Annotated in this window: 11 protein-coding genes and 2 tRNA genes; 7 read left to right on the top strand and 6 right to left on the bottom strand. The window is 70.5% G+C overall.

What is annotated here, in order from left to right; translation table 11 throughout:
• Nucleotides 1–209: 209 nt before the first annotated feature.
• From ACZ7LS_RS07965 to ACZ7LS_RS07950, 4 genes are all read left to right on the top strand, one after another.
• Complete coding sequence (locus ACZ7LS_RS07965; protein WP_382675424.1) at nucleotides 210–932, top strand: M50 family metallopeptidase; 723 nt, start codon at nucleotides 210–212, stop codon at nucleotides 930–932.
• A gap of 114 nt (nucleotides 933–1046) precedes the next feature.
• The gene (aroA, locus tag ACZ7LS_RS07960; protein WP_385135321.1) at nucleotides 1047–2411 is read left to right on the top strand and encodes a 3-phosphoshikimate 1-carboxyvinyltransferase; all 1365 of its coding nucleotides are present in this window, start codon (nucleotides 1047–1049) and stop codon (nucleotides 2409–2411) included.
• 4 nt (nucleotides 2412–2415) lie between these two features.
• The gene (rsgA, locus tag ACZ7LS_RS07955; protein ID WP_382524975.1) at nucleotides 2416–3426 is read left to right on the top strand and encodes a ribosome small subunit-dependent GTPase A; all 1011 of its coding nucleotides are present in this window, start codon (nucleotides 2416–2418) and stop codon (nucleotides 3424–3426) included.
• Nucleotides 3427–3526: 100 nt separating this feature from the next.
• Nucleotides 3527–3850, top strand: a complete 324-nt coding sequence (locus ACZ7LS_RS07950) for a DMT family transporter (protein WP_382524977.1) — start codon at nucleotides 3527–3529, stop codon at nucleotides 3848–3850.
• Here the strand turns inward: ACZ7LS_RS07950 and ACZ7LS_RS07945 are convergent.
• Nucleotides 3816–4619 carry a TetR/AcrR family transcriptional regulator gene (locus ACZ7LS_RS07945; protein ID WP_385135319.1) on the bottom strand — a complete coding sequence of 268 codons (804 nt, stop codon included), beginning with the start codon at nucleotides 4617–4619 and terminating at the stop codon, nucleotides 3816–3818. The two genes, ACZ7LS_RS07950 and ACZ7LS_RS07945, sit on opposite strands and share 35 nt — an antisense overlap.
• 132 nt (nucleotides 4620–4751) lie before the next feature.
• Here ACZ7LS_RS07945 and hisN point away from each other — a divergent pair, with 132 nt between their 5' ends.
• Together hisN and ACZ7LS_RS07935 are read left to right on the top strand one after the other, a co-directional pair.
• On the top strand, nucleotides 4752–5552 hold the full coding sequence (gene hisN, locus ACZ7LS_RS07940) for a histidinol-phosphatase (protein WP_382675417.1): 801 nt from the start codon (nucleotides 4752–4754) through the stop codon (nucleotides 5550–5552).
• 176 nt (nucleotides 5553–5728) lie between these two features.
• On the top strand, nucleotides 5729–6133 hold the full coding sequence (locus tag ACZ7LS_RS07935; protein WP_129770432.1) for a CBS domain-containing protein: 405 nt from the start codon (nucleotides 5729–5731) through the stop codon (nucleotides 6131–6133).
• Nucleotides 6134–6202: 69 nt separating this feature from the next.
• On the opposite strand, the gene ACZ7LS_RS07930 is transcribed toward ACZ7LS_RS07935, so the two are convergent.
• A complete protein-coding gene (locus tag ACZ7LS_RS07930) occupies nucleotides 6203–7654 on the bottom strand; it encodes a catalase (protein WP_382524983.1) in 1452 nt (483 codons plus the stop codon).
• A gap of 144 nt (nucleotides 7655–7798) precedes the next feature.
• Here ACZ7LS_RS07930 and ACZ7LS_RS07925 point away from each other — a divergent pair, with 144 nt between their 5' ends.
• Complete coding sequence (locus ACZ7LS_RS07925) at nucleotides 7799–8215, top strand: Fur family transcriptional regulator (RefSeq protein WP_382524985.1); 417 nt, start codon at nucleotides 7799–7801, stop codon at nucleotides 8213–8215.
• 166 nt (nucleotides 8216–8381) lie between these two features.
• Here ACZ7LS_RS07925 and ACZ7LS_RS07920 read toward each other — a convergent pair.
• The 4 genes from ACZ7LS_RS07920 to ACZ7LS_RS07905 form a co-directional block, all read right to left on the bottom strand.
• Nucleotides 8382–8455: transfer RNA gene (locus ACZ7LS_RS07920), tRNA-Met, on the bottom strand.
• 66 nt (nucleotides 8456–8521) lie between these two features.
• Nucleotides 8522–10465, bottom strand: a complete 1944-nt coding sequence (locus tag ACZ7LS_RS07915) for a tetratricopeptide repeat protein (RefSeq protein ID WP_382674436.1) — start codon at nucleotides 10463–10465, stop codon at nucleotides 8522–8524.
• 201 nt (nucleotides 10466–10666) lie between these two features.
• Nucleotides 10667–10740, bottom strand: a tRNA-Met gene (locus ACZ7LS_RS07910).
• A 42-nt stretch (nucleotides 10741–10782) separates the two neighbouring features.
• A complete protein-coding gene (locus ACZ7LS_RS07905) occupies nucleotides 10783–13713 on the bottom strand; it encodes a UPF0182 family membrane protein (RefSeq protein WP_385135588.1) in 2931 nt (976 codons plus the stop codon).
• Between the last annotated feature and the right edge of the window lie 6 nt (nucleotides 13714–13719).

The raw sequence follows: 13719 nt of genomic DNA, 5'->3' as shown, positions 1-13719 counted from the left end.
AACAGGTGGGGCTTCGGGGGCGCCTCGGCCGACCTGCGGCTCCGGGGACGACTCACAGCCTTCCGGCGGAACCGGTGTGAGGCGCGGCGGCGTTTTCCTCCGTAGAACACGTCGGTGCCACACTGCGACGACACCGCCCCGCCGCCGCACCGCGCACCTCCGCGCACCCCCGCGTACGACGCCACCGAGCCAGAGGAGCCGCCCGAGCAATGGCCAGCATCGACTCCGCCTCCATCGCCGATCTGTGGGATCGCGTCTTCGGCACCCAACCCGCCCCGGCGGAGTGGCTGGTGGTCGTGACGGCGGTCGTCGCGCTCGCCGCCGTCGCGCCGCGTCCGCTCTGGCGGCTCTCCCGTAACGCGATAACCATCGCGCACGAGGGCGGCCACGGGCTGATAGCCCTGGTCACCGGACGCCGGCTCGACGGCATCCGGCTGCATTCGGACACCTCGGGCCTGACCGTCAGCCGGGGCAGGCCGACCGGCCCCGGCATGATCCTCACCGCGGCCGCGGGCTACACCGCCCCGCCGCTGCTCGGTCTCGGCGGCGCCTGGCTGCTCTCCGCGCACCACATCACCCTGCTGCTGTGGCTGGCGACGGCCCTTCTGCTCGCCATGCTGGTGATGATCCGCAACGCGTACGGCGCGCTCACGGTGATCGTCACCGGGGCGGCCTTCCTGCTCATCTCCTGGCTGACCGAACCGGACGTCCAGGCGGCGTTCGCGTACACCGCGGTCTGGTTTCTGCTCCTCGGGGGCGTACGCCCCGCGTTCGAGCTCCAGTCGAAGCGCCGGCACGGCGGCGCCGGGGACTCGGACGCGGACCAGCTGGGCAGGCTGACGCACACGGCGCCGGCGATGTGGCTGTTCCTCTTCCACGCCGTCTCGCTCTGTTCCCTGATCGGCGGCGGGCGCTGGCTGTTGGGCCTCTGAGAGCGACAATTCGGCCTCTCATCGTCCAGCCCTCTTATCACCCTCTGATTACGCCCTGGTTTCTCCGTATTTGATCAGGATCGAGGTCCCTCAAGAACCACTAAAGTATTGGCCATGACCGAAAGCTCCGTGCAGCCCGCCCTCTGGCCCGCCCCCTACGCAAACGGGGCCGTCGAAGCGACGGTTACCGTGCCCGGATCCAAATCGGTCACCAACCGCGGTCTGGTCCTCGCCGCGCTGGCCGCCGAGCCCGGCTGGCTGCGCCGTCCGCTGCGCTCCCGCGACACCCTCCTGATGGCCGACGCGCTGCGGGCCATGGGCGTCGGCATCGAGGAGACCGTGTCGTCGTCCAGCTCCGCCGCCGCTGCCGTGCCGGGTCCCGGCGGCGAGGCGTGGCGCGTGATCCCCTCGGGGCTGCACGGCCCGGCGACCGTCGATGTCGGCAACGCCGGTACGGTCATGCGCTTCCTGCCGCCCGTCGCGACGCTCGCCGACGGCGCCGTCCGCTTCGACGGCGACCCCCGCTCCTACCAGCGCCCGCTGCACAGTGTCATCAACGCCCTGCGCGCGCTGGGCGCCCGTATCGACGACGACGGACGCGGCTCGCTCCCGCTGACCGTGCACGGCGGGGGCGCCCTGGAGGGCGGCGGGGTGGAGATCGACGCCTCCGCGTCCTCCCAGTTCGTCTCGGCGCTGCTGCTCTCGGGGGCGCGCTTCAACCAGGGCGTGGAGGTACGGCACGTGGGCTCCGTACTGCCCTCGCTGCCGCACATCAGGATGACGGTCGACATGCTGCGCGGGGTCGGCGCCCAGGTCGACGAGCCCGAGACCGGCGGTGAGCCGAATGTCTGGCGGGTCTCGGCGGGCGCGCTGCTCGGCCGCGATCTGACCGTGGAGCCCGATCTCTCCAACGCCCAGCCGTTCCTGGCCGCCGCACTGGTCACCGGCGGCCGGGTGACCGTCCCCGACTGGCCCGAGCGAACCACTCAGCCGGGTGACGCGCTGCGCGAGATCTTCACCGGGATGGGCGGTTCCTGCGAATTCGCCGAGACGGCAGAGGGCACCAGCCTCACCTTCACGGGCACCGGCCGGATCCATGGAGTCGATCTCGATCTGAGCGAGGTCGGGGAGCTGACCCCCGGCATCGCGGCGGTCGCCGCGCTCGCCGACTCGCCCTCCACCCTGCGGGGCGTGGCCCATCTGCGGCTCCACGAGACGGACCGGCTGGCCGCGCTCACCAAGGAGATCAACGAGCTGGGCGGGGACGTCACGGAGACCGCGGACGGGCTGCACATCCGCCCGCGCCCGCTGCACGGCGGGGTGTTCCACACGTACGACGACCACCGCATGGCCACGGCGGGTTCGATCATCGGCCTCGCCGTCCGCGGCGTGGAGATCGAGAACGTCGCGACGACCGCCAAGACCCTGCCGGACTTCCCTCGGATGTGGACGGACATGCTCGCGGGAGCGGGAGCCTGACGCGATGCGCCGCTACGGCAAGAACCCCGACGAGGACGACATCCGCCACCGCCCCAACCCCAAGGGCAACCGGCCGCGTACGAACATCCGGCCCAAGCACGAGGACGCGTCGGAGGGCATGGTCCTGACCGTCGACCGGGGCCGGCTGACCTGTCTCGTCGAGGACCGTGTCGTCCTGGCGATGAAGGCGCGCGAACTGGGCCGCAAGGCCGCCGTGGTGGGCGACCAGGTTTTCCTGGTGGGCGATCTCTCGGGCAGGAAGGACACGCTGGCGCGCATCGTACGGATCGAGAAGCGCCGCTCGGTGCTCCGGCGGACGGCGGACGACGACGATCCGTACGAGCGGGTGGTCGTCGCCAACGCCGACCAGCTGGCCGTGGTCACCGCGCTCGCCGACCCCGAGCCGCGCCCCCGGCTGATCGACCGCTGTCTGGTCGCGGCGTACGACGGAGGGCTCGAACCGCTGCTCGTGCTGACGAAGTCCGATCTGGCGCCACCGGACGAACTCCTGGAGACCTACCGGGCGCTGGGCATCCGTCATGTCGTCACACGACGCGACGAACTGATGAGCGGCCACGCGGCGGACCTCGTACGCGAATATCTCGACGGCCGGGTCACCGCCTTCGTGGGCCACTCGGGCGTCGGCAAGACGACGCTGGTCAACGCGCTGGTCCCGGACGACCGTCACCGGATCACCGGAGACGTCAACGCGGTCACCGGACGCGGCCGGCACACCACCACCTCGGCGCTGGCGCTGCCGCTGGCGAAGGGGGACGGCTGGGTGATCGACACCCCCGGCATCCGGTCCTTCGGACTCCACCATGTCGATCCGTCCCGGGTCATCCTCGCCTTCCCCGATCTGGTGCCGGGTACGGAGGGCTGCCCGCGCGCGTGCAGCCACGACGAACCGGACTGCGCGCTGGACGCCTGGGTGGCCGAGGGCCACGCCGATCCGGCCCGGCTCTACTCGCTCCGTCGTCTGCTCGCCACGCGGGAGCGGCGCGAAGGTGACTGACGCGCACCCGTTTGCCGCCCGTCGGCCCCGGTAAGGGGCATAATCACGCCAGACACCAGGCGGTACCGGGCGGTCACCGACGCGGGGAGGCTCTTACACCATGGCGTGGCTGCTGGTTGTGGTCGCCGGGATTCTGGAGACCGGCTTTGCCGTCTGTCTGAAGCTCTCCCACGGATTCACCAGGCTCTGGCCGACCATCGCGTTCGCGGTCTTCGCGCTCGGCAGCTTCGGTCTGCTGACGCTCTCGCTGAAGAAGCTCGACGTCGGGCCCGCGTACGCGGTGTGGACGGGCATCGGCGCGGCGGGCACCGCGATCTACGGGATGGTCTTCCTCGGCGATGTGGTGTCCGTACTGAAGCTTGTCTCGATCTCACTGGTGGTCATCGGGGTCATCGGGCTCCAGCTCTCGGGCTCGGCGCACTGAGCGGTGCGCGCGGGGGGACGCGGAGCGGCGCGGTGACGGCCGTACGGACCAGCGGGCCGACGGACTCGGCGCCGGGCGCGATGAGATGGGCGAGCGCGAGGCGGACGGCCAGCTCACAGCGGTAGAGCAACTCGTCGCGGTCGTACGCGCGTTGCCCGTGACCACGCTGATCCGGATCGCGCCGGCCCGGATCACCCCGGCTCTGATCACGCCCGCCCGAATCACGCCCGCCCGGATCACCCCGACCCGGATCGCGCCCGCCCGGTTCACCCCGACCCGGATCACCCCGACCCGGATTCCGCTGGTCCTGGCGCAGCGCCGCCGCCGATCTGTCCCGTACCAGCGCCACCAGATCGGCGGTCCCCGGCGGCCCGGCGTCCGCGCGGCGCTGTGCCGGAACGGCGGGCGCGGCGGTCGTCTCCCGTACGGCCGGCGGAGCGGGGAACCACTCCCCCCAGCAGCCGGTGAGCAGCGCGCGCAGCAGCGGTCTGGCGCGCGCCTCCCCGACCGTCCACTCGGCGACGGCCACCAGCCGGTCCGCGGCGGCGGCCCGCTCGCCCAACAGCCGCTCCACACCACGCAGATAGCGATCGGTCTCATGCCGCGTCAGCGCGCGGGCGAGACCGTCCTTGCCGCCGAACTCGTTGTAGAGGGTCTGCCGGGAGACCCCGGCGCCCGCCGCCACGTCGACCATTCTGATCGCGGACCAGGGCAGCTCGGTGAGCGCCGCGAGAGCGGAGCGGAGCAGGGCTTCACGCGCTGTAGGCATCGTCGCCTCCGGGGCCGTGCGGCTCTGTGCACAGAGTTGACGGGCCGTCGCTCACTGTCAAGGCTGTCCGCGGCCTTCTCGCCGACCGGACCGCGTGGCCCGGCGTCCCGCACGATGGATACTGTGACGACCATGCCCGATTACCACGATGACCTGCGTCTCGCCCATGTACTCGCGGACGCCGCCGACGCCGTGACGATGGACCGGTTCAAGGCTCTGGACCTCAAGGTCGAGACCAAGCCGGACATGACTCCGGTGAGTGAGGCCGACAAGGCGGCCGAGGAGCTGATCCGTGGCAGTCTCCAGCGGGCGAGGCCGCGTGACGCGATCCTGGGCGAGGAGTACGGCGTCGAGGGCACGGGCCCGCGCCGCTGGGTCATCGACCCCATCGACGGCACCAAGAACTATGTCCGCGGGGTGCCCGTCTGGGCCACGCTGATCTCCCTGATGGTGGCGGCCGAGGGCGGTTACGAACCGGTCGTCGGTGTGGTGTCCGCGCCCGCGCTCGCCCGGCGCTGGTGGGCGGCGAAGGGCGGCGGCGCGTATACGGGCCGGAGCCTCTCCTCCGCGACGCGGCTGCGGGTCTCGGACGTCTCCCGCGTCCAGGACGCGTCGTTCGCGTATTCCTCACTGACCGGCTGGGAGGAGCAGGGGCGGCTGGACGGCTTCCTCGACCTGACCCGGGCGTGCTGGCGCACCCGCGGGTACGGCGACTTCTGGCCGTACATGATGGTCGCCGAGGGCTCGGTGGACATCTGCGCGGAGCCCGAGCTGTCCCTCTGGGACATGGCGGCGCCGGCGATCGTCGTCCAGGAGGCGGGCGGCCACTTCACCGGTCTCGACGGCCGCCCGGGACCCCACAGCGGCAACGCGGCGGCGTCGAACGGAATCCTCCACGAAGAACTTCTGGGCTATCTCAACCAGCGCTATTGATTTTTTCGCGCGCCCCGGGCTCCGCGTCGGGCGCCCCCTTGTTCACTCCGCGCAACAGTGCCACTCTAAGAGTTCCCCCACTTGTGAACTTGTGAATCGTTTCTCCAGGGTCTCCCCGATCCGCTCGGCCCCCAGGAGACCTGGGAAAACGGTTCGCCGAGGAGGTGACTCCATCCATGCTCGTCCGTGACGCCATGAGTTCGGTGGTCCTGACCATCGGGCCCACGCATACGCTTCGCCAGGCGGCCCGGCTGATGTCGGCACGCCGCGTCGGCGCCGCAGTCGTCCTCGATCCCGACCACTGCGGCATCGGCATCCTCACCGAGCGTGACATCCTCAACTCGCTCGGTGCGGGCGAGAGTCCCGATTCCGAGACCGCCTGCACCCACACCACGACGTCCGTCGTCTTCGCCTCACCCGCCTGGACGCTGGAGGAGGCGGCGGCCGCCATGTCCAGCGGCGGGTTCCGCCATCTGATCGTGCTCGACGAGCACGAACCGGTCGGCATCGTCTCCGTACGCGACATCATCCGCTGCTGGGCTCCGGCCCGGCGGGACGCGGCGGTACTGGCCGGGGCCTGAGGTCCCGGGACGGCGTCAGGGGCCGGATCCCGTGGGACCCGGCCCCTGACGTCTCGGCGCGAGAGGCTGTCAGCCGCGAAGGGCCTGGACCGCGGCCTCCAGCCGCTTGCCGAAGTCACCGTCCGCCTGGCGGAAGTTGTTCACCGCGCGCTCGGCGATGTCGTCGCGCGAGACCTTGGAGATGAACCCGGCGAGGTTGTCGATCAGCCGGCCCTTCTCGTCCTCGGACAGCAGCCGGTACAGATTGCCCGCCTGCACGAAGTCGTTGTCCTCGGCGTGGCTCGGGGCCTCGTGGTTGCCGGTGCCGCCGGTGACCGGGACGGACTGCCACAGCGGCTTGTCCGTCTGGAAGGGGCCGCCGAAGCTGTTCGGCTCGTAGTTCTTGGCGCCCTTGTGGCGGCCGTCGTACAGGAAACCGTCACGGCTGTTCGTCCGCGCCTCGGTGGCGTGCGGACGGTTCACCGGCAGGTGGTCGGCGTTGATGCCGACGCGGTAGCGGTGGGCGTCGCCGTACGCGAACAGCCGGCCCTGGAGCATCTTGTCCGGGGAGGGACCGATGCCCGGCACGAAGTGGGCCGGCGAGAAGATGGACTGCTCGACCTCCGCGAAGATGTTCTCCGGGTTGCGGTTGAGCTCCAGCTTGCCGATCTCGATCGGCGGGTAGTCCGCGTGCGGCCAGACCTTGGTCAGGTCGAACGGATTGAAGCGGTACGTGGCCGCCTCGGCCGCCGGCATGACCTGGATCTGCACCGTCCAGGACGGGAAGTCACCGCGCTCGATGGCCTCGCGCAGGTCGCGCTGGTGGCTGTCCGCGTCCTGGCCCGCGAGCACCGCGGCCTCTTCCGAGGTGAGGTTCTTGATGCCCTGGTCGGTCTTGAAGTGGTACTTGACCCAGAAGACCTCGCCGGCCTCGTTGTTCCACTGGTACGTGTGCGACCCGTACCCGTTCATGTGGCGGAGCGTGGCCGGGATACCGCGGTCGCTGAACAGCCAGGTCACCTGGTGGGTGGACTCGGGCGACAGACCCCAGAAGTCCCAGACGTTGTCCGCCTCCTGCGAGCCGGTGTACGGGTCGCGCTTCTGGGTGTGGATGAAGTCGGGGAACTTGATGGCGTCCTTGATGAAGAACACCGGGGTGTTGTTGCCGACGAGGTCGTAGTTGCCCTCTTCGGTGTAGAACTTGAGCGCGAAGCCGCGCGGGTCGCGCACCGCGTCCGCCGAGCCCAGGTTGCCCGCGACGGTGGAGAAGCGCAGGAACGTCTCCGTCTGCTTGCCGACCTCGGAGAGGAACTTCGCCCGCGTCCACTGCGAGACATCGCGGGTCAGTGTGAACGTGCCGTACGCGCCGGCGCCGCGCGCGTGGACGATGCGCTCCGGGATGCGCTCACGGTTGAAGTGCGCGAGCTTCTCCAGCAGAGCCTGGTCCTGGACCAGAACGGGACCACCGACGCCCGCGGTCTCGCTGTTCTGGTTGTCGGCGACCGGAGCCCCGGCCTCCGTGGTGAGCGGTCCCTGCGTCACGTGCGCCTCCTGCGTCATTACTGCTTCGTCCTGTCCCTTGGCGGGTGCCGATTCCGATCCTACGATGGACTTTGTCTAAGTCAAGCAGTCATCCAAAGTCACACACGTTCGGGACCTGGGTCCCTTCACTGTTAGGCTGGTCCCATGAGTGACCTGTTGGAACGACTTCGCGAACGCGGCTGGCGCATGACGGCCCAGCGGCGCGTTGTGGCCGAGGTCCTCGACGGGGACCATGTGCATCTGACCGCCGACGAGGTGCACGCGCGCGCCGTCGCCAGACTTCCGGAGATCTCGCGGGCCACCGTCTACAACACCTTGGGTGAGATGGTGACGCTCGGTGAAGTGATCGAGGTGTCCACGGACCGCCGGGCCAAGCGGTACGACCCGAACGCGCACCGGCCGCACCACCACCTGGTCTGCGCGCAGTGCGGCGCCATACGCGATGTCCATCCGTCGGGCGATCCGCTGGCCGATCTGCCGGACGGGGAGCGCTTCGGGTTCACGATCTCTGCTGTCGAAGTGACGTACCGAGGCACCTGCCCGAACTGCGCGTCCGCGTAACCCCCGGACGTCCTTCATTACGTCACGCTTCACGAAGGGCCCGGCGGCTCACCGCCGCCGGGCCCTTCGCCGTATCGCTCGCCGCCGTACCGCTCGCCGTGGCCGAGCCGAAGGCGCCAACGCCGGAGGCCCGGATCTCTTTCGAGATCCGGGCCTCCGGTTTCAGTAGCGGGGACAGGATTTGAACCTGCGACCTCTGGGTTATGAGCCCAGCGAGCTACCGAGCTGCTCCACCCCGCGTCGATGAACGCAACATTACGTCACGCCACCGACCAGAGCAAATCCCTTACCGCGCGCCCCGCGTACTCACGCGGTGAGCTCCTGGTGGAGCGCCTCGCGCAGCCGGGCCGCGCGCTCCGCGACCTCGGCGGGGCCCAGTTCGACGGCGCGCGCGCACCACCGCTGGCCCTCGGTCAGCTCGCCCCGGCGCGCGGCGAGCAGCGCCAGGCGCAGGGCGGCCCGGCCGTGCCCGGCCTGCGCGGCCCTGGTCCACCACAGCGCGGCCTCCCGCTCGCCGCCCTCGCGGGCGAGCAGCAGCCCGAGGTTGAAGGCGCCGTTGCGGCTGCCCGCCTCCGCCGCCTCCCGGTACCAGCGGGCCGCGTCGGCGATGTCCCCGCGGCCGGCCGCGAGCATGCCGACCCGCACCTGGGCGCGCCGGTGTCCCTGCTCGGCCGCGCGCTCGTACCACTGCTCGCACTCGGTCTTCACGCCGTGCGGCTCGCCGAGCGCGGGAGCCGCGGGCGGCGGCCGGCGCGAGTCGAGGACCGTGGCCAGCCGGAAGGCCGCCTCGGCGCTGCCGCCGCCCGCGGCGCAGCGCAGATGGCGCTCGGCCGACCGCTCGTCGCCGTCCCTGAGGCAGGCGATACCGACCTGGAGGGCCGCTTCCGTATGGCCGGCCGCCGCCGCGCGCTCGTACCAGCGCAGAGCCGCGCCGTCGTCGTCGCGGCCCGCGTGGAGGATGCCGAGGTTGAACGCGGCGTCCACGCTGCCCGCCTCGGCCGCCTTGGAGAACCAGGGCTCGGCGCCCGTCGGGTCGTCGGCCTGGAGCAGCAGGACGGCAAGGGCGTTGGCGGCCTCGCGATGGCCCGCGTAGGCGGCGCGGCGGTACCACTGCTCGGCCTGGGCGGTACGGTCCTGGGCGGCGCAGAGCAGCCCCAGGTTGTACGCGCCGTTGACATCGCCCGCGTCCATGGCGGCGCGGTACCAGCGCTCGGCGGTCTGCTGCTCGCCGCGCGCGGCGTGCAGCGCGCCGAGGGCGTTGGCCGCGTTCCCGTCGCCCTCCTGCGCGGCGCGCAGCCACCAGATGGCGGCGCTCTCCTCGTCGCCGGCGTCGCGCAGCAGGAAGCCGAGGGCGCAGGCGGCGCGCGCCTCGCCGTCCTTGGCGGAGGTCAGATACCAGCGGCCGGCCTCCTTCAGCTCACCCCGCTTCTCCAGGATCGCGCCGAGGTACAGCGCGGCCCGGCGGTGGCCGCGGGCGGCGGCCTGCCGGTACCACTGCGCGGCCTCGGTGATGAGCGACGGCCCGTCGACGGCTCCTCCGCCGGTGCCGCTCTCCTCGCGCGACCCCGCGCCAATGCCGGGGCGGCGGCGGCCGCCCGAGGTCGGGGGGCCCGTACCGCTGCGGTAGACGGCGTCGGCGCCCGGGTGCGCCGTCTCGCTCGCCCGTACCTCCAGGGCGCGGGCGAGCCGGTACGCCGCCTCGCGGTGGCCCTGCTCGGCGGCGGCGCGCAGCCAGCGCTCGGCCCCGACGTCGCTGCGGTGCTCCAGCAGATCGGCGAGGGCGTACGCGCCCAGCGCGTGGCCCTGCTCGGCGGACTGGCGCAGCCAGTACTCGGCGGCGGGCTCGTCGCCCAGCTCGCGGAAGTGCCGTCCCAGCGCGTGGGCCGCGGCGGCGGATCCGGCGACGGCGGCGACCCGCCACCAGCCGGCCGCCTCGTCGACATAGCCGCGCTGGTGGAGCAGGACACCCAGGTTGTTGGCGGCGGCGCGTTCGCCCTCGGCGGTCGCGGCACGCAGGTAGGGCTCGGCGGCGTCCAGATCGCCGCGGCGCAGCAGCATGGCGCCGAGGACGCTCATCGACGCGGTGTCACCCGCGTCGGCGGCGCGCCGGTGGCGCTGCTCGGTCTCGGCGTCGGCGGCGGACTCGGCGGATCCCGCCGCGCCGCTCTCGGCCCGGGCGTCATCCTCTACCTGTCGCTGCACATACCGCCCTGTCTCCAACAGAGTTGTCCTATCCCCCATATTTTCCATCGTCGCACCACCGACCACCCGCGTACAGCCGGTATACGGCGGCCGGTGGTCACTTCAGCGTTTTGTCGACATGCCCACAGAGAGACAAGTCAAACACGCTCACGGTCAACTCGCGGGACCTGAGACACAGTTGGCACTCGTGGCGCGGCGCGCATGGCGAGGGCCCGGATCCTTGTAAGGATCCGGGCCCTCGACTTCGCGTAGCGGGGACAGGATTTGAACCTGCGACCTCTGGGTTATGAGCCCAGCGAGCTACCGAGCTGCTCCACCCCGCGTCGTTGTGTCCCAACCGTACCACGGGGTGGAGTGCCTCCTGCTCAGCCGCTGTTGTCACCGCCGTTCCCGGTGTCGCCGCTGTCTCCGCCGTTTCCGCTGGTCGAGCCGGATCCGGTCTCGGCGCCGGCGGCCCGCTGCAGAGCCTCCTGGAGCCGCTCCTGGGCCTTGCCGTACGCCGTCCAGTCCTGCTTCGCCAGCGCCGCCTCACCGTCCTCGTACGCCTTCTGGGCGTCCGCGATGGCCTGTTGCAGCGCCTTGTCGCCGGTGGCCGGCGGCTTGGTGGGCTCGCCCGGTGGCGGCGGGGTCGTGGACGGCGGTGAAGTCTCCGCCCCGAACACCGCGTTGAGCGCCTCGGGGAGGCTGTCCTTGAAGACGGGCTTGCCGCCGTAGGAGACCGCCACCTTCTTCAGCAGCGGATAGTTCGCGCTGCCACCGCGCGCGTACACCGGCTCGATGTACAGGAAGCCTCCGTCGAGCGGGACCGTCAGGAGGTTGCCGTACTCGATGTCCGAGTCGGTGCCTCTCAGGTTCCTGACGAACTCGGCGACTTCCGGCACACCGTTCAGCTCGCTCTGCACCTGCTGCGGGCCCTGCACGGTGGACGTCACTCTCAGGACTCTGATCTTGCCGAAGTCCGCACTGGTCGCATCGGCGTCCACCGCCATGAACGCCCCCAGGTTGGGACGTCCGTTGGGCGTGAAGGTGGTGGTCAGCGAGAACTTCTGCTGGTCCTCGCCGGGCATCTTCAGGCTCAGGTAGTACGGCGGGACGGAGTTGCTGTCCTTGTTGGTCGGGTCGTCCGGCACCTGCCACGCGTCACTGCCGCTGTAGAACTGCGCGGGGTCCGTGACGTGGTAGCGGGTGAGCAGCTCGCGCTGCACCTTGAACATGTCCTGCGGGTAGCGCAGATGGGACAGCAGGTCGGGCTTGATGTCGGCCTTCGGCTGCACCGTGCCGGGGAAGGCCTTCATCCAGGTCTTGAGCACCGGGTCCTTGGTGTCCCACTCGTACAGCTTGACCGTGCCGTCGTAGGCGTCGACGGTGGCCTTCACCGAGTTCCGGATGTAGTTGACCTGGTTCTGCTGCGCGACCACCGCGCGCTGGCTGTCGGTCAGCGAGTCGGCCGTGGTGTCGCCGAGCGTCGTACGGGACGCGTACGGATAGCCGTTCGTGGTGGTGTACGCGTCGACGATCCACTGGATGCGGCCGCCGACCACGGCGGGATAGGCGTCCCCGTCGATGGTCAGCCAGGGCGCGACGGCCTCGACGCGCTCCTTGGGCGTGCGGTTGTAGAGAATCCGCGAGCCGTCGCCGATGGCGCCGGAGTAGAGCATCTGGGGCTCGCTGAACGCCACGGCGTACGCCGCGCGGTTCAGCGGGTTGGAGAGATCGACTCCGCTCTTGCCCTTGTAGCTCGTCGTCCGCTCGCCGTTCTTCTCGTAGTCCAGCTCCTTCTGGGGGCCGCCCACGATCGAGTACTGCTCGGTCTTCTCGCCGTAGTAGACGCGCTGCTCGTACGTGCCGAGCTGGCCGGTCGTCGGCAGTCCGGACTCGGTGAAGTCCGGGGCGCCGATGGTGCCGTCGTTCTCGTCCGTCACGGTGTTCGTGCCCTTGGACGCGATCACGCCGTACCCATGGGTGTACGTGAAGTGGTCGTTGATCCAGTTGCGCTTGGGGATACCGGTGATGTTCAGCTCGCGCAGACCGACGACCGTGTCCTGCGGCTTTCCGTCGGGGCCGGTGTACCGGTCGACGTCCAGCGTGGCGGGGAACTGGTAGTACTTACGCTCCTGCTGGAGCTGCTGGAACGCGGGCGAGACCACATTGGGGTCGACCAGCCGGTAACTGGCGGCGGTGTCGGCCGCCTTGCGCTGCTCGGCCTTCTTGTCCGGGTCGCCCTTGCCGCCGTAGTCCTGCACATCGGCGCTGTCGATGCCGTACGCCTCACGCGTGGCGTCGATGTTCTTCTTGATGTACGGCGATTCCTTGGCCTGCTCGTTCGGCTGGACCTGGAACTTCTGCACGATCGCGGGGTAGAGGCCGCCGATGAGGATCGCCGACAGCACCATCAGACCGAAACCGATCACCGGCAGCTGCCACGTACGGCGCCAGAGCGTCGCGAAGAACAGCAGGGCGCAGATGACGGCGATGCAGAACAGGATCGTCTTCGCCGGAAGGTAGGCGTTGGCGTCGACGAACCGCAGACCCGTCCAGTTGCCCGCCGCCTTGAAGTCGCTGGACTTCACGGCGAGCCCGTACCGGTCGAGCCAGTACGCCACGGCCTTCAGCGAGACGAAGACACCGAGCAGCACCGACAGGTGTCCGGTGGCCGCGGCGGTGGCCCGCGCGCCGGGGCTGGTGATCCGCAGCCCGCCGTACAGGTAGTGGGTCAGCGCGGCGGCGATCAGCGACAGCACGGTGGCCGCGAAGCCGAAGGCCAGCATGAAGCGGTACCAGGGAAGATCGAACGCGTAGAACGACACGTCCATCTTGAACTGGGGATCCTTCTGGCCGAAGGCCACCCCGTTCACCCACATCAGCCACGTACGCCACTGTCCCGCGGCGGAGGCCCCGGAGATCAGCCCGACGAGCGCGGTGATCGCGAGGAGCACCCACTTCTTGTACGGGGCGATCCCCATCCGGTACCGGTCGAGGTTCTGCTGCTCCATCGACATCGCGCTGAGCGGCGGCCGCAGCCGGTGCGCCAGCCAGATGTTGAGGCCGACGGCGCCGGCCATCAGCAGCCCGAAGACCGCGAACAGGCCGATCTTGGTCCAGAGCGTGGTGGTGAACACCGAGGAGTACTTCACCGAGCGGTACCAGAGCCAGTCGGTCCAGAACCCGGCGAACATGACGAAGAGCATGGCCAGTACGGCCAGCACGCCCAGGGTCATGAGCAGGGTCCGGACCCGCCGAGAGGGCCGGCCCACTCTCATCCGTGGCCCGGCTGGGCCTCCGCCGCGGTCCGGCATCTGGAA

The organism is Streptomyces sp. NPDC039430, from assembly GCF_055639435.1.
This window is presented reverse-complemented; position numbering and strand designations above follow the sequence as displayed.